Below are 21,209 nucleotides of genomic sequence, written 5' to 3'. Positions count from 1 at the left end.
AAGACATGAAACTGGTCACCTTCGAGCACGCAGGCGAGATCCTCCACGGAGTCCTCGACGGAGAGGAGATCGCCGTCATCGGGTCAGGCGACCTCGCGGCGGTCGTTGCGGGAGGCTCCCGGACGCCATCCGGGGTCGTCCTTCCTCGCGGCGGCGTTCGCCTCCTGGCACCGCTGCTGGAGCCCGGGAAGATCATCGCCGTGGCCGCGAACTATCAGGAACACGTCACCGAGAGCGGACGCGAGGCGAGGGATGTGCGCACTGCGTCCCCCCGCCTGTTCCTCAAGCCGGACACCAGCATCGTCGGTGACGGCGCCGAGGTCGAACTCGCGCCCATCACCACCGAATTCGACTGGGAGGCGGAGTTGGCTGTGGTGATCGGCCGTGTCGCCCGCAACGTGTCGGAGGCGGATGCGCTCGACCACGTCTTCGGATATGCCACGAGCAACGACCTCTCGGCGCGGAGCCTCGCGCTCGAGACGCCGCGCGACGGTGAGGCCTGGACCGGTTTCTTCGATTGGCTCGAAGGCAAATGGCTGGACGGCTCCGCCCCGTTGGGGCCGTGGCTGGTGACCGTTGATGACGTGGCCGACCCGCAGAACCTCGCGATCACGCTCGCTGTCAACGGTGAGATCAAGCAGGCGGGGACCACGGCCGGCATGATCCATACCGTTGCCGAGCTGATCGCGTTCTCATCACGTTTGATGACCCTTCGCCCCGGCGATGTGATCCTTACCGGCACGCCTGCTGGTGTCGGCGCGACGACGGGGACTTTTCTTGCGCCCGGCGATGTGGTGGTCGCCGAGATCGAGACCCTCGGAGCGCTCACAACCCGAATCGTCGCGCCCCGACCGCTCGACCGTTGACGGTCGATTCCCTCCATCACACCTGCATCGATTACGAAAGCAAGGAGTACCCATGCGTAGGAAACTGCTCCCCGGGCTGGCCGCCCTCGCGGTCGCCGGCCTGCTGCTCGCGGGATGTACCTCATCGCCGCCGCAGAAGGACTCGGCCACGACCACGAGCAACCCGAATGCCAGCGCCAACATCTATCTCAATCAGAAGCCGGTCTCGTTCAACCCGCTCAAACCGCCGCAGGCGGGAGAGCAGCTGACGATGTCCCTCATCTTCGACAACCTCTTCACCACCGATCCCGACTTCAAGTACACCCCGCGCCTCGCCGAGAGCTGGGATATCTCGAAGGACGCGAAGACGTTCACCTTCCACCTGCGTAAGGGCCTGGCCTGGAGCGACGGCAAACCGTTCACCGCCGACGACGTGCTCTTCACGTACAACCTGCAGGCGAACCCCAAGGCGGGGGGAGCCTGGGGCGGACGGCTGGCCGATGTGGAAGGCTACGCGGCCGTCAAGGACGGTTCCGCGTCGGCGCTGTCGGGTCTCACCGCCCCGGACGCGAACACCGTGGTCTTCCACCTGTCTCGTGCGAACGCCGGCTTCCTGTCCCTGATCGGCTATGGCTCTGTGATGTACATCCTTCCCCAGCACGTGCTCGGGGCGAAGGATCCGGCGACGCTGCTGCAGGACCCCTGGTTCACGAGCCCGACCGCGGGAATGGGACCGTATGCGCTGCAGAAGTTCAACGTCGATCAGGACATCGAACTCAAGGCGAACGAGCACTTCCGCACCAAGGTGGGGATCGGTCACCTGTACCTCAAGATGCTCACCAGCGACGTCGCCACGGCGCAGCTCGGGACGGGTGAGATCGACCTCGCCCAGGTGTCCGCCCTCGATCTTGACGCGGTCAAGGGACTGCCCGGTGTCCAGGTCACGTCGAAAGCATCGGCGGGGTTCAACCGGGTGGCGGTCAACACGAGCAAGGCGCAGTTCGCCGACGAGCGGGTACGGCAGGCGCTGCTGACCGCGATCGACCGCAAGGGCATCATCGACGGGGTGCTGGCTGGCGAGGCGAAACCACTGAACAGCGACATCATGACGCCCTGGGCGCTTCCGAAGAACCTTCAGACCTACTCGCACGATCCCAAGAAAGCCAAGCAGCTGCTGACCGCGGCCGGATTCGACTTCAGCCAGGAGGTCAAGCTGTCGTGGGTGCCCGGCCAGCGCGACCGGGACCAGATGGCCAATGTGATCATCGAGAACCTGAAAGCTGCCGGTGTGAACGCCGTCGCCAACCAGGTCGAGGTGGGTGCGCTCCTGGACAGCTATAAGAACGCGACATACGACCTGGCATTGTTCGGCGGTGGCGTGTACACGCCTGACCCGGCGAGCAGCGCGCCCATCATTGCTTGCGCTCAGAAGTACCCGACGGGTGGCAACACCGCGCTGTTCTGCAACACGGGACTCGACGACGCGATGTCGGCGGCGCAGGCAGCCACCACGCAGGACGAGCGGGCGGCCCTGTACCAGAAGGCCGCGGCCCTCGACAACGAGCTGGTGCCGTACCTGTGGCTCAACGTACCGAACGCGATCTGGGCGACGAGCGACCGGCTCAAGGGCTTCAAGCCGCATGGCGACTTCACGAACGGATTCTGGAACGCCGCCGACTGGACCGTGACCGGGTAACCGCCCGTGGAGTACACGATGATCAAGACCCTTCTCGTCCGTCTCTCCTCCAGCGCACTGGTGTTCGTCCTGATCGCGATCGGACTATTCCTTCTGATCAGACTCGCGCCCGGCGATCCTGTCGACATGATGATCCCGCCGGACACAGGCGGTGCCGACCGTGACGCGTTCATCGCCGCGGCGCGTGAACGTCTCGGACTCGACAAGCCGTTGCCCGTGCAGTTCGTGCTCTGGTTCGGTGGACTGCTGCGAGGCGATCTCGGGTACTCCTATGCCAGCGGGCAGCCGGTCGGACAGCTCTTGTTCGACCGGCTCGGCCCGACGGTGCTGCTCACCGGCACTGCTCTCGTCGTCGGCCTGCTCATAGCGGTGCCCGTCGGCGTCTGGGCCGCGGTTCGTCGTCACACCCCGATCGACTACACGATCACCGGGGTGAGTGTGCTCGCCATCGCGATCCCGAGTTTCTTCCTCGCGATGCTCGCCATCTACGTCTTCGCGCTGCGCATGCGGGTGCTGCCTTCGTCGGGCATGCACTCCTCGGGTCGGACAGACCTTCCCGACCTCCTGGTCCATATGGTTCTTCCCGTGGGGCTGCTCTCCCTCGCCGTCGCGGCGCCGTTCATCCGCTACGTCCGCAGCGGAATGCTCGAGGAGCTCGGCAAGGACTACGTGCGAACGGTGATGGCCAAGGGGGCGCGGCCGTGGCGGGTGCTCACGCACGCTCTCCGCAACGGCCTCATCTCGCTCGTCACGGTGCTCGCGCTGTACGTGCCGGTGTTTCTCGCCGGCGCCGTCGTGTTGGAACAGGTCTTCTCATGGCCCGGAATGGGTCAGCTCGCCGTGACGGCGTTGACAACGCGCGACTACCCAGTGGTGATCGGCTTCGGACTCTATGTCGCCGTGCTCGTCCTGGTGTGCAACCTGATCGCCGACCTGCTCTATTCGGTGGTCGATCCCAGAGTGAGGTCGTCACGATGAGCGACACCGTCTCGGTCCTCCTTCCCAAACCCGACGTCTCGCCCGGGCGGCTCGCGCTGCACCGCTTCCGTCGCAGTCCGATCGCCGTCGCGGGTGCCGTGGCGCTGGGGCTGATCGTGTTCGCGAGCGTGGTCGGACCGCTCCTCTACACCGTGTCTCCCAACGCGATCGATCTCGAATCGGTGCGCGCTGCGCCCGGCGAAGGCCACCTGCTGGGAACCGATTCGACCGGACGCGACGTCCTCGCACGCGTGCTGGCAGGTGGGCAGGTGTCTCTGTTGGTCGGCTTCCTCTCGGCCTTGATCGCTGTATGCATCGGCACGCTGTCGGGCATCGTCGCCGGCTGGTTCGGCGGAGTCGTCGATGCCGTCATCAGCAGGATCGTCGACATCCTTCTCTCCGTCCCGCCCGTGCTGGTGGTGATCGTCGTCGCGGGCATCATCGGCCCGAGTGTGCCGATGCTGGTCGCAGTGATCGCGGGACTGTCCTGGCCGGCATCGGCCCGGATCGCTCGAGGCGTGGTACTGGGGATCAAGGAGCAGGAGTTCATCCAGGCTGCCCGCGTCTCGGGTTCGGGCAACGGATTCATCATGCTGAGGCATCTCCTGCCCGGGGTGCTCCCTCCGGTGACGGTTGCGGCGACTCTGCTCGTCTCTGAGGCGGTACTCCTCGAGTCGGCCCTGTCATTCCTCGGCGCCGGCGTCCGGCCGCCGCAGGCGAGCTGGGGGAACATGCTCACGGAGGCGCAGTCTCTGGCCGTGCTCTCGTCGATGCCGTGGCTRTGGCTGCCGCCCGGGATCTTGATCGCCGTGACCGTGCTGTCCGCGATGGCGGTCGGCGATGGGATCCGGGACGCGATCGACCCACGGAGGAACGCATGAGCTTGATCGAAGACGAGCGCCCCCTCCTCGAGGTGACGGCTCTCAGCGCGGGGATTTCCACGAAGGGCTCGAGCAGTGCCATCCTTCGGGGCGTCGACGTGAGCATTCGTCGCGGAGAAATGATCGGCATCGTCGGAGAGAGCGGATCGGGTAAGAGCATGACGGCCCTCTCGGTGCTCGGTTTGCTACCCGGGGCGGTGAGAGTCACTTCCGGGTCCGTGGTCTTCGACGGCGAGGATCTGGTATCCGCCACGCCGGCGACCATGCGGCGGGTACGAGGCGGCCGCATCGGCATGATCTTCCAGGACCCGATGACGACCCTCGACCCCGTCGTGCGCGTGGGACGACAGATCGAGGAGGCCTACCGCATCCACCACCCCCGAGCGTCGCGATCGTCGGCGAGAAACAGGACAGCCGAGGTGCTGGAGCTGGTCGGGGTGCCGGATGTCCGCCGTCGAATGGAGCAGTACCCGCATCAGTGGTCGGGCGGGATGCGACAGCGGGCGGTCATCGCCATGGCGCTGGTGAACGATCCGGAGCTGATCATCGCGGACGAACCTACGACGGCGCTCGACGCGACCATCCAAGCGCAAGTCCTGGAGGTGCTCGCGCGCGTGCGCCGAGATCTCGGGGTGGCCGTCATGCTGATCACACATGATCTCGGGGTTGTCGCTCAGTACGCCGATCGTGTCGTCGTGATGTACGCCGGTCGGGTCATGGAGTCGGCCACGACGACGGAGCTCTTCCGGGACAGCCGGCACCCGTACTCGCGCGCGCTCATCAGCAGCAGGCCGAGCCTTGCCCGCCCCGGCGAGCGCCTCGCGGCGATCCCCGGCCAGCCTCCGGCGCTGGACGGACTCACCGAAGGCTGCCCGTTCTTCGCCCGGTGCTCCGCGCCCCTGCGGTCGTCGCGCTGCGTCACCGAACCCACATCGCTCGCAATGAGTATCGACGGGCGCGTCAGCGCCTGCCACTACAGGAACCCCGAGGAGCAGCCCTGATGGCAGACAGCACCGGACCCCGTCCCCCGCTCCTCGAGGTCGACGACCTGGTCGTCCAGTATCGGGCTGCGCGTCGCCAGGTGGTGCGCGCGGTCGACGGTGTGTCTTTTCGGGTCGACGCCGACGAGGCGATCGGCATCATCGGCGAATCCGGATGCGGGAAGACGACGACCGGCAAGGCGATCGCTCAACTCGAGGAGCCGCGCCGAGGGCGCATCGCGTTCCGCGGTGAAGACCTCGTGACCGCGTCCCGCGCGCGGCGGCGCGAGCTGAGGCGGAAGATCCAGTTCGTCTTCCAGGACCCGCAATCCTCACTCAACCCCCGCATGACGGTCCAGGAGATCATCGCCGAACCCCTTCGCGCCTTCGGCGAGTGGAAGGGAAGAGCGTCGTACGACAGAGTGTCGGACCTGCTCGAGCTGGTCGGCCTCGGCGCGAGCACGCTGACGCGGTACCCGCACGAGTTCTCCGGGGGGCAGCGTCAACGGATCGGAATCGCGCGAGGTCTCGCCCTCGATCCAGAGCTGCTGATCCTGGACGAGCCGGTCTCGGCGCTCGATGTCTCCATCCAGGCGCAGATCCTGAACCTGCTGATGGATCTTCGCGGCCGTCGGTCGCTCGGATACGTGATGATCTCGCACGACCTCGACGTCGTCCGGCACGTCACGGATCGCGTCGTCGTGATGTACCTCGGAAACGTGGTCGAGGAAGGGCCTTCGCAGCAGGTGCTGAGCGCCCCCGTGCATCCCTATACCGCAGCGCTCGTCTCGGCCACTCCGCCGTCCGGTCCGGGAGAAGCGCGTGAAAGGATCGTGTTGAACGGCGACGTTCCCTCTCCTCTCAATCCACCCTCGGGATGTCGCTTCCGCACTCGTTGCTGGCGCGCCGACGCCCGGTGCGCGCAGGAGCGGCCGGAGATGACGCCGATCGGATTCGGCAGATCCGTCGCCTGCTTCCACCCGCTCGACGTCGCTGTCGCCGTGGCAGGGGCTTCAGCATGACTGGGGGGATCGCCGTCGGCATGGATGTCACGGATCTTGCGACACCGGTCGTCGTGATCGAGCGGGACGTGCTCCATCGGAACATCGCCGAGATGGCGGCGTATGCGTCGGGGCTCGGGATCGCGCTCCGCCCGCATTGGAAGACGACGAAGAGTGCGCAAGCGGCCCGCCTTCAACTGCAGGCAGGAGCGGCGGGTCTCACAGCCGCCACTTCAGCGGAGGTGCGGGCCCTTTCCGAATTCGACGTGCCGTCGGTGTTCTGGGCTTTTCCACCCGTGGGCAAGGAGCGGGTTCGCGCCGCGATCGACGCAGCGCTGAGGACAGATCTCATCGTCGGCACCGATTCCGTCGAGGCGGTCGCAGCGCTCGCAGAAGCAGCCGCCTCGGCGGGAATCGTGATCACGGTGCGGTTGGACATCGACTCGGGCCTGGGGCGCACGGGCGTCGCACCGGAGCGTGCTCTTGCGGTCGCTCGCGAGCTCGGCAGCATGGCAGGCCTCAGGCTTGACGGCGTGTGGACGCATGAGGGGCATGTGCAGGGCATGGGAGCCCACCCCGAACTCCGGTATCAAGCGGGGTTGGCTGCAGGGCGTCTCATCGTGCAGGTGGCGGAGGCCATCCGCGCTGACGGCATCGACCTCGCGACGGTTTCGGTGGGGTCGACGCCGGGTGTCCGTTCGGCGCCTACGGTCGCCGGTGTGACGGAGGCCCGGCCCGGCACTTACGTCCTCGGCGATGAGAACCAGGTCGCGATCGGGACGATCTCGCCCGACGACGTCGCCGTCAGCGTGTACAGCCGTGTCGTCAGCACCGAGTCGTCCGGCTGGGCGATCATCGACGCCGGGATCAAGGCGATGAGCAGCGATGGGAGCATGCACGGCGACGGCCGCATCGGCACCGTCGTCTCGGGCGGGGGCGGAGTCGTGTCGACAGGGCACGAGGAGCATGGCTTTCTGCGCGACGCGGAGAATCCAGCGGTCGGTGACGTCGTTCGGATCAGGCCCAATCACGCATGCGGTGTGATCAACATGCACTCCGCCGTCGCCGTGGCTCACGAAGGCGTCGTAGTCGACGTCTGGCGCACTCTCGCCCGGCACTGACCGCTTTTCATCAACAGAACACTCGAGGAGAGCACGATGGATCAGATCACGACCGACCAGGCGCCGCCGCCGGCGGGGCCTTACTCGCAGGCGGTCGCCAGCGGTGGACTGGCCTTTCTCGCCGGCCAAGGACCGTTCGACGCCCAGGGGCGGCGGGTGGGAGACAGCTTCGCCGACCAGGTGCATCGCACGTTCCAGAATCTGGAGACGGTGGCACAGGCCGCCGGTTCATCGCTGACGCGCGCTGTTCGCCTCGGCGTGTATCTGCGGAGCCTCGACCAGTTCGCCGAGTTCAACCAGATCGCCCGCGGATATCTCGCCGAGCCGTACCCGGCGCGCACCACCATCGAGGCCGCCCTGCGCGGCTTCGATATCGAGATCGACGCGATCATCGAGGTCGATGCCGTCCCGTCGGCATCGGGCGAGTAGGGGAGGAGGAGAGACGATGCGCATCGCTTCATGGAACGTGGACGGCGCAGAGCATGCGGTCGTTCACGAGGGCGGCCGATGGTTCCTCGTGAGCGAGCTGCTGAGCGGCCGCATCCGCACCGTGAACGACCTTATTCGAGGCGGCGAGAGCGTGCTCGAGACTCTGCGTGCGGCGCTGAGCACGGGACCGCTCGCCGCCTCGGTGGAACCGTCGCGCGGGACGGTGCTCCCTGCGCTGCCGCATCCCGCGAACATCATTGCGATCGGGCGCAACTACGTCGATCACACGAGCGAGGAGGATGTGGCGCCCCCCAGCCGGCCGGAGATGTTCCTGAAGCACACGTCAGCGGTCAACGCGGACGACGCTTCGATCTCGTGGGATCCTCGCTACACGGACAACGTCGACTGGGAAGCCGAGCTCGCGGTTGTGATCGGCCGCGATGCGCGTGACGTCGATGCCGCTGATGCGCTCGATCACGTCTTCGGATATGCCGCCTTCAATGATTTGACGGCACGAGACCTGCAGTTCGGTGACGCGCAATGGGCGCGGGGCAAATCCCTGGAAGGGTTCGCGCCCGTGGGGCCATGGATCGTTACGCGGGATGAGATCGAGGATCCGCAAAGGCTGAGGCTCACGTGTCGGGTCAACGACGTCGTGGTTCAGGACGCGACGACCGCGGACATGATCTTCAGCGTCGCGGAGATCATCAGCTTCTGCTCTCGGGCTTTCACGCTCAAGGCGGGAGATGTGATCGCGACCGGGACGCCCGGAGGCGTCGGCGCATTTCGAGAGCCGCCGATCTGGCTGCGTGACGGCGATGTGATCAGCATCGAACTGGAGAACGTCGGAACGCTGACCAATCGATGCTCTGTGAAGGATGCGAGCTCGGCCGGCGGATCCGCCATGGGCGTTCGGAATTGATGCGGGAGGATGTCGTGCTGAGGAGGGGCACGTCACCGTTCGACGCGATCGCGCATCCTGTGCGGCGTGAACTGCTCGCCGCGTTGCGCGACGCGCCACGACCGCTTTCCGTTTCGGCTCTGGGCGCCTTCTGCAAGGTCTCGCGATCGACGGCATCGAGGCACCTCGATGTCCTCCATTCTCACGGCTTCGTGGCGGTGACGCGCTGGCAGACGTCGGCGCTGTACGTCCTCGTGCCGAAGACGTTCGTCACGATCGACGACTGGTTGTGGCCGTTCTTCGACACGACCGGCGAATCGGAGAGCGCAGGGGAACCAGGGTGACCGGGGTCGTCCGGGCGGACTGACGACTCGTCCCGCACGGCGCCCGCGGCACCGGGATCCCGCACCGATCGCGCGCGGAAGTGCCGGACCCGCGTCACTCCAGCGGGAAAGTCGCCTCGACGCGCAGGCCGCCCGCGGGCAGGGCGGTCAGCTCGAGCGCCCCACCCAGCACGTCGACGATCGAACCGGCGATCGCCAGGCCCAGTCCGGATCCGCCGTGGGCGCCGTCCCGCGTGCGCCCGGCGCCGCGCTGGAACGGCTCGACCAGGGTGGCGACCACGGCTGGGTCGAGCCGGTCTCCGGTGTTCTCGACGACCAGCGCACCCTGCCCGCCGAGACGGAGCGTGCGCACGGTGGCGGATCCGCCGGAGGGCAGATTGTGCACGAGGGCGTTCTGCACGAGGTTCAGGGCGAGCTGGTCGAGCAGCGCCGCGTCTCCGCGGACCATGACCGGGTCGCCGACCGCGTCGAGCCGCACGTCGTGGGAGGCCGCGACCTCGTGCAGCAGCTCGACCGCGCCCTCTGCGGCGAGCGAGAGGTCGACCGGGGTGCGTGCCGGCGGGCGGGCGTCCAGCCGCGCAAGCAGCAGCAGTGCTTCGGTGAGCGCGATCGCGCGCTCGTTCGCGGCGCGGAGGCGCACGAGCAGCTGCGGGACATCCGGATCCGGATCCGCGTCGGCGACGTCGAGCAGCGCGCGGGTGATCGCGAGCGGGGTGCGCAGCTCGTGTGACGCGCTCGCTGCGAACCGGCGTTCGCGCTCCATGTCGTGCTGGATGCGGTCGAGCATGCCGTCGAACACGTCGGCCAGGCGACGGAACTCGTCGTCCCCGCCCGGCAACGCGATCCGGGCGCCCAGGTCCCCGTCGCCTACTGCGCGCGCGGTGTCGGCCATGATCGCGAGCGGCCGCAGCACACGCCCGGCGAGGAGCCAGCCGCCGAGCACGCTCACGACGATGAGCGCGAGCAGCCCTCCGGATGCGGCGGGGACGAAAGCGCGAATGAGGTCGGTGCGATTCGGGGCCCAGCTTTCGCCGGACAGGGGGTCGGAGCTGTAGACCGGGCCATCGGGGATGTAGCGCAGCAGCCACAGTGCCACCACGCCGAGCAGCACGGCCCCGGCGATCGCGACCAGCGCCACGTAGCTGAGCGTCAGCCGCCATCGCACCGACAGGCCTGCGGCGCGGACGGGGCGGGGCGGGAGGGCGGAGCTCGACGGCGCGTCAGGCATTCCCGGTGCGCCCCGGCATCGACGCGTCCTGGTCCGTCGTCTCGTCGACCGCCTCCGCGTCCGACTCGCCGGAGGTATCCCCGTCGACATCGATCCGGTAGCCGACCCCCGGCACGGTGAGGATCACCCGCGGCTCCCCGAGCCGCTTGCGCAGCGCCGAGACGGTGATGCGCACCGCGTTCGTGAACGGATCCGCGTTCTCGTCCCAGGCGCGCTCGAGCAGCTCCTCGGCGCTGATCACGCCGCCGCCGGCCTCGACGAGCACCTGCAGCACCGCGAACTGCTTGCGCGTGAGGGCGACGTAGCGTCCGTCGCGGTACACCTCGCGGCGGAACGGGTCGAGCCGGATGCCGGCCAGCTCGTGCACCGGCGGCGTCGACCGCGGGGCGCGCCGGGCCAGCGCCCTGATCCGCAGGATCAGCTCGCGCATCTCGAACGGCTTGGTCAGGTAGTCGTCGGCGCCGAGCTCGAAGCCGGTGGCCTTGTCATCCAGACGATCGGCGGCCGTGAGCATGAGGATCGGCAGGCCGGATCCGGACGCGACGATCGCCTGCGCGATGTCATCGCCGCTCGGGCCCGGGATGTCCCGGTCGAGCACGGCCACGTCGTAGGCGTTGATGTCCAGCAGCTCCAGGGCGACGTGCCCGTCTCCGGCGGTGTCCGCGGCGATCGCCGCGAGGCGCAACCCGTCTCGGACCGCTCCGGCCAGGGTGGGTTCGTCCTCGACGATCAGCACGCGCATGCCAGAAGCCTAAGCACACCGGCATATCGCGGGTGTATGCGAAAACGCGAACGGGCGCACAACGTCCGCCTCGATGGAGTGGAGGCATGGACACGAACACCTCTGCTCCTCTGCGACCCGGATCCGCGCCGGAATGGATCCTGCACCGGGAGCCCGACGCCGACGCACGGCGTACGGCGGAACGGATGCCCGCACCGCGGCACCCGGCGTCGAGGGCGCCCCGGCGGCACCGTCCGCTGTTCCGGTTCTTCGCCACGCTGGCGGTGCTCGCACTGCTGGGCGCCGGCACCGCGGCCGCGGTGATCACGGCGGCCGTCACCGCGCGGCCCGACTATCCGGGGCCGGTGGCCGCGGGCGACGACGGATCCCCGTCCGCGCGCAGCGGCGGCATGCCGACTGCAGAGGACGGCTACCTCGCGGACGGCGACTCGGTGGCGCTGTCGGACGATGTACCCGCGGTCGCGAAGCTGGAACCCGCTCTGCGCGAGGCGCTGGGGCAGGCGCTCGCCGCGGCCGAGGAAGACGGGCTCGAGCTGCGGGTGGCGAGCGGCTGGCGCTCGAAGGCGTACCAGGCCTGGCTGCTGCGCGATGCCGTGCGCACCTACGGATCCGAGGCCGAGGCGTCGCGGTGGGTCGGCACCCCGGAGACGTCGCTGCACGTCAAAGGTCAGGCGGTCGACATCGCCCCGTACGACGCCGCGGACTGGCTGAACCGCCATGGCGCGCAATTCGGGCTGTGCCGCACGTACGACAACGAGGCCTGGCATTTCGAGCTGAACCCGTCCGCGATCGACGAGGGCTGCCCGACGATGTACCGCGATCCGACCGAGGATCCCCGGATGCGGGGCTGATCGGGCCGGGCGGCGCGGATCCGCCGCCCTCCCTCTGTTCACTGGTCGCAGATTGCGGTTCTGAGCACATGAAACCCGCAATCTGCGACCAGCGAGCGGGGTGGAGTCCGAGACGGATGGGGTGGCCGGCGAACGTGGCGCTCGGCGAACGTGGCGCGGCCTGGTTGCCGGGGCGGATTACTTGTAGAAGCCGTCGCGCAGGTTGATGCCGTGCTCGAGCCAGGCCTTGAGCGCCGCGAGCATGCCGGTCCAGCCCTCGCAGTTGCCGAAGGCGCTCTTCGCACCGCCCGAGGTCGCGCGCCACGTCGACTCGGTGATGGTGACGAGGGTGCGTGCGCCGTCATCGATCGGGGCGAAGGCGAACACCGTGCGGGTGGTGCCGGTGTCGTTGCTGCCGGGCGCGGCCGCCCACTCGATCACGATGCGCTCCGGAGCCTTCGCCTCGACCACCACGACGGGGAAGCGTCCGGGGAAGTCGGCGAAGTCCCAGGTCACGTCGGCGCCGGGTTCGAGACGGCCCCGGGCTCCGCCGGTGGTGAAGTAGTGCGAGAGCTGCGCCGGATCGGCGACCGCCTCGTAGACCTCCGCCGGCGGACGGGAGACGCGGCCAGAGACGGAGAAGGACAGTTCTGTGAGCGGAGCCATGTCCGCAGCGATTTCGATCTGAGACATGTTGTAAGATTACAACATGAATGCGGGGGAGGGAACCGAGGACGACGATCTGGTCTTCAAGGCGCTCGCCGCTCCCGTCCGCCGCCGGATGCTCGACGCCTTGCGCGCGGCGCCGCGAACGACGGGTGAGCTGTGCGCGTGCTTCCCCGAGCTCGACCGCACTACCGTGCTGCAGCACCTGAAGGTGCTCGAGCGCGCCGAGCTCGTGATCGGCCGTCGCGAGGGCAGGGAGCGGCACCTCACACTCGCCCCGCTGCCGATCAAGCGGATCCACGACCGCTGGATCGGCGCTTACGCCGCGGCCGCCGTCCAGCTGCTGGACGACCTCGACCGAGGCTGATGCGGCGACGGCCGAGCCGTTGACCGAGTCGCCTCTGTGGGGTCGTTGAGCGAGCACGGCCGGAGGTCGAGCGAGACGAAACGGAGCGGGCCGCGTTTCGACTCGATCGCTTCGCGTCCTCGCTCAACGACCCGGGGGAGACGTGACGCGGTCTCGGATCCTTCAGCCCTCCGGCGCCATCTCGAAGTCGTACCAGGCCGGCACCGGACGGCCGGGGAACGCTTCGTGCCACAGGGCCGACATGCTCAATTCGCCCTCGCGGAGGTTCGGCACCTCGAAGCGCTCCTCGAGGATCCGACCTGCCGCGTCGGTGTCTCCGGTGGCGAGGGCGGCGCGGATCTCCACGACGCGGAACCGCCCGAGCGTGCGCAGCGCGGCGGGCAGCGTCTCGACCAGGGTGCGCGCCTCATCGGCGCGCCCATCGGAGAGCAGCGTTTCGGCGAGTTCGAGCGCGAGCGGCACGAGGTCGGGGGCGAGTTCGCGCGCCTCGGCGAGCCGGCTGATGCCCTGCTCCTGCGCCGCGGAGCCGCCGTCGGATTGGCGCAGGGCGAGGCCGAGCCCGCGCAGTGCCCAGGCACTGCGTCGATGCCGCAGCGATGCCTCGTAGTGCGAGATCGCGGTGCCGTGCTCGCCGCGCGCATGCGCGATGGTGGCGCGGTGATAGTGCGTCAGCCAGGTCGAGGGGGCCTCGGCGAGGAGGTGGTCCCACTCGTCTCCGGTGACATAGGAGGCCGGGGCGACGGACGGATCCGGTTCCGTGACTCCCGCAGTCGGGTCGGTCGAATCGGGGGTGCCGTCGAGCAGGAAGGCCCAGTACGCGCCCTCGTCCCCGTCGCGCACGAACCGCACTCCGGGCAGGGACGCGAACGTCGAGCCCGCCCGCGCGGCGAGCTCCTGCTCGAGCGCACCCCAGGGCGACCCCACCGACAGCAGCGCATCCGGAGAGATTTCGGCAGCGGCTTCGAGCCGGGCGATGCCGGCGGATCCGGCGGCCTCCGCCGCCTGCAGCACCTGGGCGCCGACGACGGCCACGTCCTCGTTCCAGGATCCGTCGAGGTTCGGATCCGAAAGCGCCAGCGGCAGGAACGTCTCGGTCCACTCCCACGTGGCGCCGCCGGGCATGCGCAGATGCTCGTACTGGGTGGCGGCGAGCCCGGCCTGGATCTCGAAATAGGCGCCGGTCTCGCCGCCGAGCCAGTCGCACCACCGGCGCCCGCCCGGGGTGTCGCCCCAGACGAACAGCTTGCGGCCGACCAGGGGCGCGGTCGAGACGTGCGCGAGGCCGGATCCGTCCGCGTCGACGGCGGCGATCCAGGGCCGCGGTGCCGGCGCGCCTGGAGTGGCGTCCGCCGCGAGGCCGGGRGCSAGGTCGAAGAAGTAGTCCGCRGCGGCGGGTGCGGASGCGGGGMRKCGKGGATCCGTCTCGGTCAGGTCCACCCGGCCGAGCGYGCCGTCGTAGCCGGTCATGTAAGCGTGCGTCGCCGGTGCGAACACCCGGCTGCCCTCGGTCTGGGCGACGGCGATGTTCGTCCACCAGTACATCCCGGTCTCGCGATCGCGCGGGTTGCGCACCCGCACCCGCACGTGCAGGGCGGCGCCGTCGAGCGTCGCGTCGAGCTGCAGGATCAGCCCGCGCACGCGCTCGTACTCCCACATCCGCAGGATCGGCTCGCCGTCGGCGCCGGTGATCTCGGCGGCGTACAGCGGGGAGCAGGTCAACGGCCAATGGCCGCGCATGCCGATGTTCCACTCTGCTCCGCCGGAGAACCAGGCGTCGCGCAGGGCGAGGTTCGCCGGCTGCAGGATCGCGTTGCGGTACACGAGGTCGCGGCCGGTGACCTTGTCGAACAGGCGCACGAGCCGTCCGCCCAGATTGAGCGCGAACTCGGCGCGCAGTTGCTCGTTCTCCAGCACGGCGACGCGCATCGGCGCCGGTGTGCGCTCGCGGTCGTAGCCGTCCTGGAGCAGGTACGGATGGATCGACGAGACCTGCCCGTACCGGATGTTGGCCGCCATCTCGGCGGGCAGCCCCTCGGTCGTGGCCTCATACGGCGCCTGCGGCATGGCGGCGATCGCGGGGAGGGGGTTCGCGGATCCGACGGGGGCGGTGGGGAGGACGACCTGGGTGACGGTCAACGTTGCGCTCATCGTTCCCCAGTATCCACGCCGGGGCTGTGCGCCGGGAAGGAATCGGATCCGGATCCGCCTCGGCTTCCATCTTCGAGTCGTCCCCTCCAGTACGACCTATGGACCGTGCTCAGGGGGACGACTCGAAGGTGGAGCCCCCACGTACGATGCCGGCTGCGGCGGGATCGGGTCGGAGCGCCCGCGTACGCTGAGCGGGTGCCCGAGTTCCCGTACGCCCGCCTGCGCCGGTTCCCCGACGTGGAGGCACCGAACCTGCAGGCGTGGGACGCGACGGATGAGCTCCTCGTCGACGCGGCACAGGTCGTCGCTGCCGAGCACGGGATCGACGAATCCGCGATCGCCGTGATCGGGGACGGATACGGCGCGCTCACGCTGCCTCTCCTCACTGCGGGCCTGGACGGCGTGCGGGTGCACCAGGATCTGGTGACGGGGCGCCGGGCACTGGCCCGCAATGCGGCCGAACTCGGGGCGGCGGGCTTCGCTGCGCACGAACTCGACGCCGAGCTGCTGCGCGACGCGCGGCTCGTGCTGCTGCAGCTGCCGAAGGGGCTCGCCGAGCTCGAGGAGATCGCGGATGCGGTCGCGCGCTGGGCGGCGCCCGACGTCACGTTGCTTGCCGGCGGACGCGTGAAGCACATGACCCTGGCGCAGAACGACGTGCTCGCCCGGTTCTTCGGGCGGGTGCAGCCGCAGCGTGCGGAGCGGAAGTCGCGCCTGATCGTCGCGGCGGATCCGCAGCCGGTGCTTTGGGGCCTGCCGTTCCCGGTGTCGACGACGCATCCTGAGTTCGGGCTCACGCTGTGCGCGCACGGCGGGGCGTTCGCCGGCGACCGCATCGACATCGGCACCCGGGTGCTGCTGAACGTGATGCGCGAGCGGGCTCCGGAGCTCGCCGCCCTGGCCGCACGGGAGGGGTTSRCCGCCSTCGACCTCGGCTGCGGCACCGGCGCGCTCGCCGCGTCGCTGGCCCTCGGGGTGCCGAGTGCGCACGTCGTCGCCACCGACCGTTCCGCCGCGGCGGTGCAGTCGACCCGCGCCACGATGGCGGCTAACGGCATCGCCGACAGGGTGACCGTGACGCTCGACGACGCCGGATCCGAGATCCCGGACGGATCCGTCGACCTCGTGCTGCTGAACCCGCCGTTCCACCTCGGCGCCAGCGTCCATGAAGGGGCAGGACGCCGGCTCATCGACGCGGCCGCGCGGCTGCTCCGTCCCGGCGGCGAAGTATGGACCGTGTTCAACTCGCACCTCGACCACCGTCGCGCGCTCGCCGCCGCGGTCGGCGAGACCGACCAGCTCACGCGCACCCCGAAGTTCACGGTCACACGGTCCGTGCGGCGCTGACCGCCTGACGGACCCGGTCCGACGCGCGTCTCGTGCCAATCCGAACGCAGGGGCCACGCCTCAGGCGAGGTGTTCGGTGCGTGCTCGTCCGCCAAGTCGGGGTGGGGTGCTGGTGCCGGGTGGGGGCAGGAACCACACTCTGGACGCACCGGGAGCTGCGGGTGCGGGTTCGATGCAGTCTTCGGCCGACGTCACCCGCTGGCCCGACCGAACGTGGCAGGGTCGACGGGGCGCTTCGCGCGGGGCAGATTCGCGACCACGAGCAGGTACGAATCCGTGACCAGGTCGTCTATCAGCGGCGTCGGCAGGCCGCCTGAGGGGCGCATTGTGATCCAGTGCTTCTTGTTCATGTGATAGCCCGGCGTGATCGCGTCGTACTGTTCCCGGAGCGCCTTGCCGTCTTCCGGGTCGGTCTTCAGGATGACGATCGGCTCTCCGGTCACGTCGGTGAGCAGCATGAAGACCCGGTCGCGGACTTTGTAGACCTCCCAGCCGGGCCCGAACGGGTGCTCCAGGCCGGCGCCGGGGAGCTCTTCCGCGCAGGCCCGAGCCCGCTCCTGCAGTTCCTCGCCCTTCATGCGATCCCTCTCATCCCGTCGCGCGCACCCTAGGTCACCGACCTCGGATTTGCCACGGGATCAGGTTCTCGTTACGTTGGAATGCGGGCCTGATGGCCCAAGACCAGTCCGCGGCCGCGTCCTTCTTTCGATTCTGCTGTGCACGAAGAGGCGTGGGCGTACGGTCGATGATCTCTGTTGAGGATCCGAAATCCTCCTCCTGCGCCGCCAGCATGGCTTGGTTCGAAACGGCCCTGTGATCATCACCCGGGCGAGACCGATGCAGGCCTCCCCTCGAGGTGAGGCCGCGGGGGAAACGTGTCCGAAACCGCTCTGGAAGCGCGTCATCTGTTCAAGGTGTTCGGGAGGAATCCGAACCAGGCCGTCCGCCGGCTGAAGGCCGGCGAGACCCGATCCGAGGTCGCCGACGCCGGCACCGCCGCTGTCATCGACGCGAGCTTCACCGTCAACCGCGGCGAGATCTTCGTCATCATGGGACTGTCCGGATCCGGCAAGTCCACCATCATCCGCATGCTCAACGGCCTGCACGAGGCGACCGACGGCTCCGTGCTCGTCGCCGGGGATCCGATCACCGGCATCCCGGCGTCGCGTCTGCGTGAGATCCGCCGCGACCGCGTATCGATGGTGTTCCAGCACTTCGCCTTGCTGCCGCACCGCACCGTGGCCGCGAACGTGGCCTACCCGCTCGAGCTGAAGGGCATCGGCAAGGCCGAGCGCCTGGCCAAGGCCGAGGAGATCCTGGGTCTCGTCGGCCTCGAGGGGCAGGGCGAGAAGCTGCCGTCCGAACTCTCCGGCGGCATGCAGCAGCGCGTGGGCATCGCCCGTGCGCTCGCGGCCGACAGCGACATCCTGCTGATGGACGAGGCGTTCAGCGCGCTGGATCCGCTGATCCGCCGGGAGATGCAGGAGCAGCTGCTCGAGCTGCAGCAGAAGCTGCAGAAGACCATCGTGTTCATCACGCACGACCTGAACGAGGCCATGTTCCTCGGCGACCGCATCGCGGTGATGCGCGACGGCCGCATCGTGCAGATCGGCACGCCAGAGGACATCCTCACGGACCCGGCCAACAGCTATGTCGAGCAGTTCGTGCAGGACGTCGACCGCGCCCGGGTGCTCACCGCGGCGAACGTCATGGAGCGTCCGCGCCCCGTCGTCTCCGAGAACGCCGGTCCGCGCACCGCGCTCAAGCAGATGCGCGACGCCTTCATGTCGGCGACGTACGTCGTCGGCCGCGACCGCAAGCTCATCGGCATCGTCACCGACCGTGACGTCGTCAAGCTGATCCGCCGCGGSGAGAGCACSMTSACSTCGGTGCTCAAGCCCGCTACGCAGGTCGTCGACGAGGACGAGATCCTGATGAACCTGTTCATCCCGGCCGTGGAATCCCCAGTGCCGCTCGCCGTCGCCGACGCGGAGGGGCGCCTCGTCGGCGTGATCCCGCGCATCACGCTGCTCGCCGCGCTCGGCCCTGGCCCTGGTGCCACCGGCGAGATCAACCTGCCGGTGCTGCCGCTGCCGCAGGCGGAGGTCGACGCCATCCTCGACGACGGCTGGACGGCGCCGACCGCCGGAAACACGCCGACCACGTCGCCCACCCCGGATGCGCCGAACGAGGAGATCACCCGATGAACGTCCTGCCCATCGGATCCTGGGTCGCTGTCGCGGTCGACTGGATCAAAGCCAACCTGGACGGCCTGCTGCACGTCATCTCGACCGTCGTGTCGTTCCTCGTCGACGGCCTGAGCTTCCTGCTGCTGATGCCCTGGTTCTACGTCGTGATCATCATCGCGGCGCTGATCGCCTGGCTCGTCCGCTCGTGGCGCCTGGCGATCGGCACCGTGATCTCGTTCGGACTGATCGTCGCGATGGGCCTGTGGGTCCCCGCGATGCAGACGCTTGCGCTCGTGCTCGTCGCCGGTGTCGTCACCGTGCTGATCGCGATCCCGCTCGGGATCTGGTCGGCCCGGAACGCCACCGTGCGCGCGGTGCTCAAGCCCGTGCTCGACTTCATGCAGACGATGCCCGCCTTCGTCTACCTCATCCCCGCGATCGTGTTCTTCAGCATCGGCGTCGTGCCGGGCCTCGTGGCCACGGTCATCTTCGCGCTGCCGCCCGGCGTGCGCTTCACCGAGCTCGGCATCCGCGGGGTCGACTCCGAGACCGTCGAAGCCGGGCAGTCGTTCGGCGCGACGCCGGGCCAGATCCTGCGCGGCATCCAGTTGCCGCTCGCGATGCCGACGATCCTGGCCGGCGTCAACCAGGTGATCATGCTCGCGCTCTCGATGGCCGTCATCGCCGGTATGGCCGGCGCCGACGGGCTCGGCAAGCTCGTGGTCGAGGCGATCTCGACCGTCAACATCGCCAAGGGCGTCGAGGCCGGTCTCGGCGTCGTGCTGATCGCGGTCTTCCTCGACCGGGTCACCGCGTCGCTGGGGTCGCTGGGGCAGCACCCCGGGTCGCTGCTCGGCGTGCTGGCGCGCCGCCGTTCGGCGCGGCGCCTGGCCGCGGCGTCCGCGGTCGCCGACCAGGTCCCCGAAGCATCCCTGGAGGAGAAGGAGCTGCAGCATGCGTAAGAGCAGGATCACCGCCCTCGCGGCGCTCGGCGTCGCGGCTGCCCTCACCCTGGCCGGATGCGCGAGCGAYGGCGCCGGTGGCACCCTCGAGATGGCAGGCAAGGCGCCGGCGAACGATGCCGGATCCGGTGACAAGGGCACGATCACGATCGGGTTCCTGCCCAGCTGGACGGACGGGCTCAGCACCGCGTACCTGCTGCAGGACCAGCTCGGCAAGATGGGCTACGACGTCAAGATGCAGACGCTCTCCGACGCGGGACCGCTGTATGCGGGGCTGTCGCAGGGGGATGTGGACATCTTCCCGTCGGCGTGGCCCGAGGTCACGCAGAAGGCGTACATGGACAAGTACCTGGGGTCGATCGACGACCTCGGGACGTACTACGACAACGCCCGCCTCACGATCGCGGTGCCGAAGTACTCCGATATCGACTCGATCGACGAGCTCAAGGGCAACGCCTCGAAGTTCGGCGGCAAGATCATCGGCATCGAGCCGGGTGCCGGCCTCACCGCCCAGACCCAGAAGATGATGCCGGAGTACGGCCTCGGCGGCGAGTATCAGCTCGTGACCTCGTCGACCGCGGCGATGCTCACCGAGCTCAAGTCGGCGACGGACAAGAAGCAGGACATCGCGGTGACCCTGTGGCGTCCGTTCTGGGCCAACAGCGCCTACCCCGTGAAGGACCTCAAGGATCCGAAGGGCGCCATGGGCAAGCCCGAGGGGCTGCACTTCCTCGGCGCGAAGGACTTCGCGAAGAAGCACCCGGACGCCGCCGCGCTGATCGGCAAGATCAAGCTCGACGACGCGCAGTACGGCTCGCTCGAGGACATGGTCGTGAACCAGTTCGGCGAGGGCAAGGAGCCCCAGGCGATCGATGCCTGGGTCGAGAAGTACGGCAGTGAGTTCGACTGGGCGAAGAAGTAGGGCCGCGGTTCGCCTGACCCGGCTGTGTGTGACGCCTGCAGGACCCCGATACGGATGCACGACCAGATCCGAGAACGGGCCCTGCAGGCGTCGCATGGTCCTGCAGTCGTCGCAGAGCCCCAGGCCCACAGGGTCGAGGCCGCTATGCTGTACCCCCGTGGGGTATTGGATCCGTGGCCGGGACACGTCGTCGACGTGGTCGCTGCGGATCCTGCTCCTCGTCTCCGCGGTGATCGTCGGACTTCTCGGCATGCATGTACTCGCGGGGCACGGCACGTCGGCGACCGCGGAGCACGCCGTGCACGGCGTGATGGCGGGTACCGCGGCTACCGCACACGTCGCGGACACTCAGGCGCCGACGCGCACGACGGGTTCGACATCCGCGAGTGAAGCCATGACGGCCCGCGACGCGATGGCTGCACCGACGCAGGGCTGCGCGGACTGTGCCGAGCACGCCGTGATGGCCCCGTCCTGCACGCTCGCGCCGATCGCCACCGCCGCACTTCCGGGGCCTCCCGCGGAAGACCTCCGTCCTGCGCTCGCCGTCGTCGTCGCGTCCTCCGCGGCGGTCACGGCAGAGCCCCGCCCTCCGAGCATGGCCGCCCTCTGCATCAGTCGCAGATGAGCCGGAT

General features: G+C 68.9%; 22 protein-coding genes and 1 pseudogene. 18 read left to right on the top strand and 5 right to left on the bottom strand.

Annotation, left to right across the window (positions count from 1 at the left end; translation table 11 throughout):
• Nucleotides 1–5 precede the first annotated feature (5 nt).
• The 11 genes and pseudogenes from AC1DMN_RS13040 to AC1DMN_RS12990 all read left to right on the top strand — a co-directional run bounded on the left by AC1DMN_RS13040 (nt 6) and on the right by AC1DMN_RS12990 (nt 9,176).
• Complete coding sequence (locus tag AC1DMN_RS13040; protein ID WP_477229879.1) at nt 6–866, top strand: fumarylacetoacetate hydrolase family protein; 861 nt, start codon at nt 6–8, stop codon at nt 864–866.
• 52 nt (nt 867–918) lie between these two features.
• Complete coding sequence (locus tag AC1DMN_RS13035) at nt 919–2,541, top strand: ABC transporter substrate-binding protein (protein WP_477229878.1); 1,623 nt, start codon at nt 919–921, stop codon at nt 2,539–2,541.
• Nucleotides 2,542–2,559: 18 nt separating this feature from the next.
• Entirely contained in the window at nt 2,560–3,519 is a 960-nt protein-coding gene (locus AC1DMN_RS13030) for an ABC transporter permease (RefSeq protein WP_477229877.1), read from the top strand.
• Entirely contained in the window at nt 3,516–4,400 is an 885-nt protein-coding gene (locus tag AC1DMN_RS13025; RefSeq protein WP_477229876.1) for an ABC transporter permease, read from the top strand. Before AC1DMN_RS13030 ends, AC1DMN_RS13025 begins: the two co-directional genes overlap by 4 nt.
• A 2-nt stretch (nt 4,401–4,402) precedes the next feature.
• Nucleotides 4,403–5,401 carry an ABC transporter ATP-binding protein gene (locus tag AC1DMN_RS13020; RefSeq protein ID WP_477229875.1) on the top strand — a complete coding sequence of 333 codons (999 nt, stop codon included), beginning with the start codon at nt 4,403–4,405 and terminating at the stop codon, nt 5,399–5,401.
• Nucleotides 5,401–6,402, top strand: coding sequence for an ABC transporter ATP-binding protein (locus tag AC1DMN_RS13015; RefSeq protein ID WP_477229874.1), 1,002 nt, complete (start codon nt 5,401–5,403; stop codon nt 6,400–6,402). Before AC1DMN_RS13020 ends, AC1DMN_RS13015 begins: the two co-directional genes overlap by 1 nt.
• The gene (locus tag AC1DMN_RS13010) at nt 6,399–7,502 is read left to right on the top strand and encodes an alanine racemase (protein ID WP_477229873.1); all 1,104 of its coding nucleotides are present in this window, start codon (nt 6,399–6,401) and stop codon (nt 7,500–7,502) included. The genes AC1DMN_RS13015 and AC1DMN_RS13010 overlap by 4 nt, the downstream gene beginning before the upstream one ends.
• 36 nt (nt 7,503–7,538) lie before the next feature.
• Nucleotides 7,539–7,931, top strand: coding sequence for a RidA family protein (locus AC1DMN_RS13005; RefSeq protein WP_477229872.1), 393 nt, complete (start codon nt 7,539–7,541; stop codon nt 7,929–7,931).
• 88 nt (nt 7,932–8,019) lie between these two features.
• Entirely contained in the window at nt 8,020–8,853 is an 834-nt protein-coding gene (locus tag AC1DMN_RS13000) for a fumarylacetoacetate hydrolase family protein (protein WP_477229871.1), read from the top strand.
• Nucleotides 8,796–9,044: pseudogene (locus AC1DMN_RS12995) on the top strand (ArsR/SmtB family transcription factor); the annotation flags it as partial. The gene AC1DMN_RS13000 and the pseudogene AC1DMN_RS12995, both read left to right, overlap by 58 nt.
• The gene (locus tag AC1DMN_RS12990) at nt 9,045–9,176 is read left to right on the top strand and encodes a hypothetical protein (protein ID WP_477230367.1); all 132 of its coding nucleotides are present in this window, start codon (nt 9,045–9,047) and stop codon (nt 9,174–9,176) included.
• Nucleotides 9,177–9,270: 94 nt separating this feature from the next.
• Here the strand turns inward: AC1DMN_RS12990 and AC1DMN_RS12985 are convergent, their stop codons facing one another.
• Both AC1DMN_RS12985 and AC1DMN_RS12980 read right to left on the bottom strand, forming a co-directional pair.
• Complete coding sequence (locus tag AC1DMN_RS12985) at nt 9,271–10,404, bottom strand: sensor histidine kinase (protein ID WP_477229870.1); 1,134 nt, start codon at nt 10,402–10,404, stop codon at nt 9,271–9,273.
• Nucleotides 10,397–11,146, bottom strand: coding sequence for a response regulator transcription factor (locus AC1DMN_RS12980; RefSeq protein WP_477229869.1), 750 nt, complete (start codon nt 11,144–11,146; stop codon nt 10,397–10,399). The genes AC1DMN_RS12985 and AC1DMN_RS12980 overlap by 8 nt, the downstream gene beginning before the upstream one ends.
• Before the next feature lie 86 nt (nt 11,147–11,232).
• Between AC1DMN_RS12980 and AC1DMN_RS12975 the strand changes: the two genes are divergently transcribed.
• The gene (locus AC1DMN_RS12975) at nt 11,233–11,997 is read left to right on the top strand and encodes a M15 family metallopeptidase (RefSeq protein ID WP_477229868.1); all 765 of its coding nucleotides are present in this window, start codon (nt 11,233–11,235) and stop codon (nt 11,995–11,997) included.
• A gap of 177 nt (nt 11,998–12,174) precedes the next feature.
• Here AC1DMN_RS12975 and AC1DMN_RS12970 read toward each other — a convergent pair whose 3' ends face one another.
• Complete coding sequence (locus AC1DMN_RS12970; RefSeq protein ID WP_441978351.1) at nt 12,175–12,669, bottom strand: SRPBCC domain-containing protein; 495 nt, start codon at nt 12,667–12,669, stop codon at nt 12,175–12,177.
• Nucleotides 12,670–12,685: 16 nt separating this feature from the next.
• On the opposite strand from AC1DMN_RS12970, the gene AC1DMN_RS12965 reads away from it, so the two are divergent.
• On the top strand, nt 12,686–13,009 hold the full coding sequence (locus AC1DMN_RS12965; RefSeq protein WP_440732900.1) for an ArsR/SmtB family transcription factor: 324 nt from the start codon (nt 12,686–12,688) through the stop codon (nt 13,007–13,009).
• Between the two features lie 162 nt (nt 13,010–13,171).
• Here AC1DMN_RS12965 and AC1DMN_RS12960 read toward each other — a convergent pair whose 3' ends face one another.
• Nucleotides 13,172–15,157: a DUF5107 domain-containing protein gene (locus AC1DMN_RS12960; RefSeq protein ID WP_477384371.1), complete on the bottom strand. Its 1,986-nt coding sequence runs from the start codon at nt 15,155–15,157 to the stop codon at nt 13,172–13,174.
• A 195-nt stretch (nt 15,158–15,352) separates the two neighbouring features.
• Here AC1DMN_RS12960 and AC1DMN_RS12955 point away from each other — a divergent pair, with 195 nt between their 5' ends.
• A complete protein-coding gene (locus tag AC1DMN_RS12955; RefSeq protein WP_477384369.1) occupies nt 15,353–16,504 on the top strand; it encodes a class I SAM-dependent methyltransferase in 1,152 nt (383 codons plus the stop codon).
• 191 nt (nt 16,505–16,695) lie between these two features.
• Here AC1DMN_RS12955 and AC1DMN_RS12950 read toward each other — a convergent pair whose 3' ends face one another.
• Nucleotides 16,696–17,082 (bottom strand): MmcQ/YjbR family DNA-binding protein, encoded by a 387-nt coding sequence (locus tag AC1DMN_RS12950; RefSeq protein WP_441977534.1) that lies wholly within the window; start codon nt 17,080–17,082, stop codon nt 16,696–16,698.
• A 297-nt stretch (nt 17,083–17,379) separates the two neighbouring features.
• Here AC1DMN_RS12950 and AC1DMN_RS12945 point away from each other — a divergent pair, with 297 nt between their 5' ends.
• The 4 genes from AC1DMN_RS12945 (at nt 17,380) to AC1DMN_RS12930 (ending at nt 21,202) form a co-directional block, all read left to right on the top strand.
• On the top strand, nt 17,380–18,711 hold the full coding sequence (locus tag AC1DMN_RS12945; protein ID WP_477384367.1) for a quaternary amine ABC transporter ATP-binding protein: 1,332 nt from the start codon (nt 17,380–17,382) through the stop codon (nt 18,709–18,711).
• Nucleotides 18,708–19,655, top strand: coding sequence for an ABC transporter permease (locus AC1DMN_RS12940; RefSeq protein WP_477229865.1), 948 nt, complete (start codon nt 18,708–18,710; stop codon nt 19,653–19,655). Before AC1DMN_RS12945 ends, AC1DMN_RS12940 begins: the two co-directional genes overlap by 4 nt.
• Nucleotides 19,648–20,577, top strand: coding sequence for a glycine betaine ABC transporter substrate-binding protein (locus AC1DMN_RS12935; RefSeq protein WP_477229864.1), 930 nt, complete (start codon nt 19,648–19,650; stop codon nt 20,575–20,577). The genes AC1DMN_RS12940 and AC1DMN_RS12935 overlap by 8 nt, the downstream gene beginning before the upstream one ends.
• Nucleotides 20,578–20,734: 157 nt before the next feature.
• Nucleotides 20,735–21,202, top strand: coding sequence for a hypothetical protein (locus AC1DMN_RS12930; protein WP_441977531.1), 468 nt, complete (start codon nt 20,735–20,737; stop codon nt 21,200–21,202).
• The last annotated feature ends 7 nt before the right edge of the window (nt 21,203–21,209 follow it).

The sequence above is a fragment of the Microbacterium sp. 01T413_2 genome (assembly GCF_056398985.1).
The sequence above is the reverse complement of the archived record's forward strand: the minus strand, read 5'-3'. Positions and strand labels throughout refer to the sequence as shown.

Excerpts from the sequence above, each read along its gene's own strand:
- AC1DMN_RS12950 (WP_441977534.1), bottom strand. The coding sequence starts at position 17,082 with ATGAAGGGCGAGGAACTGCAGGAGCGGGCTCGGGCCTGCGCGGAAGAG.
- AC1DMN_RS13030 (WP_477229877.1), top strand. The coding sequence starts at position 2,560 with ATGATCAAGACCCTTCTCGTCCGTCTCTCCTCCAGCGCACTGGTGTTC.
- AC1DMN_RS12970 (WP_441978351.1), bottom strand. The coding sequence starts at position 12,669 with ATGTCTCAGATCGAAATCGCTGCGGACATGGCTCCGCTCACAGAACTG.
- AC1DMN_RS13005 (WP_477229872.1), top strand. The coding sequence starts at position 7,539 with ATGGATCAGATCACGACCGACCAGGCGCCGCCGCCGGCGGGGCCTTAC.
- AC1DMN_RS12980 (WP_477229869.1), bottom strand. The coding sequence starts at position 11,146 with ATGCGCGTGCTGATCGTCGAGGACGAACCCACCCTGGCCGGAGCGGTC.
- AC1DMN_RS12965 (WP_440732900.1), top strand. The coding sequence starts at position 12,686 with ATGAATGCGGGGGAGGGAACCGAGGACGACGATCTGGTCTTCAAGGCG.
- AC1DMN_RS12940 (WP_477229865.1), top strand. The coding sequence starts at position 18,708 with ATGAACGTCCTGCCCATCGGATCCTGGGTCGCTGTCGCGGTCGACTGG.
- AC1DMN_RS13015 (WP_477229874.1), top strand. The coding sequence starts at position 5,401 with ATGGCAGACAGCACCGGACCCCGTCCCCCGCTCCTCGAGGTCGACGAC.
- AC1DMN_RS13040 (WP_477229879.1), top strand. The coding sequence starts at position 6 with ATGAAACTGGTCACCTTCGAGCACGCAGGCGAGATCCTCCACGGAGTC.
- AC1DMN_RS13010 (WP_477229873.1), top strand. The coding sequence starts at position 6,399 with ATGACTGGGGGGATCGCCGTCGGCATGGATGTCACGGATCTTGCGACA.
- AC1DMN_RS12975 (WP_477229868.1), top strand. The coding sequence starts at position 11,233 with ATGGACACGAACACCTCTGCTCCTCTGCGACCCGGATCCGCGCCGGAA.
- AC1DMN_RS12985 (WP_477229870.1), bottom strand. The coding sequence starts at position 10,404 with ATGCCTGACGCGCCGTCGAGCTCCGCCCTCCCGCCCCGCCCCGTCCGC.
- AC1DMN_RS13035 (WP_477229878.1), top strand. The coding sequence starts at position 919 with ATGCGTAGGAAACTGCTCCCCGGGCTGGCCGCCCTCGCGGTCGCCGGC.